The 480-nt window shown below is 65.6% G+C and carries 1 protein-coding gene and 1 pseudogene; both read right to left on the bottom strand.

The window, feature by feature from the left end; all coding sequences use genetic code 11:
- A partial coding sequence (locus KVT32_RS28690; protein WP_217619270.1) for a methionine biosynthesis protein MetW occupies nucleotides 1-126 on the bottom strand: 126 nt, incomplete at its 3' end.
- Nucleotides 123-480 (bottom strand): annotated as a pseudogene (metX, locus tag KVT32_RS28685) (homoserine O-acetyltransferase); the annotation flags it as partial. The pseudogene metX and the gene KVT32_RS28690, both read right to left, overlap by 4 nt.

Genomic DNA, 480 nt, shown 5'->3' with positions numbered 1-480 from the left:
GGTTTCCAGGTAGCGCAGCATGCCGCCGTCGCCGCAGCCGACGTCGAGCACGTGGGCGCGCTCGGGCACCCAGTCGGCGATAAAGGCCAGGTCGGGGCGCAGCGTGTTCAGGTTGTCGAATTTCATGCCGCCTCCCGGCTCGTCGTTTGTTCCCAGATGCGGTCGTAATAGGCCCGCACCACGCCCATGTAGCGCGCGTCTTCCAGCAGGAAGGCGTCGTGCCCGTGCGGCGCGTCGATCTCGGCATAGGTCACCTTGCGCCGGTTCGAGATCAAGGCTTCGACGATCTCGCGGCTGCGCTCCGGCGAGAAGCGCCAGTCGGTGGTGAAGGACGCGACCAGGAACTGGGCGCGGGTCGACGCCAGGGCTTTCGTCAGGTCGCCGCCGTGTTCGCGCGCCGGATCGAAGTAGTCGAGGGCCTTGGTGATCAGGAGGTAGGTATTCGCGTCGAAGTATTCCGAGAACTTGTCGCCCTGGTAG

The organism is Achromobacter sp. GbtcB20, assembly GCF_019091095.1.
GTDB classification, from domain to species: Bacteria; Pseudomonadota; Gammaproteobacteria; order Burkholderiales; family Burkholderiaceae_B; genus Achromobacter; species Achromobacter mucicolens.
Note: the sequence above shows the minus strand (reverse complement) of the source record. Positions and strands in the feature narration are given on the sequence as shown.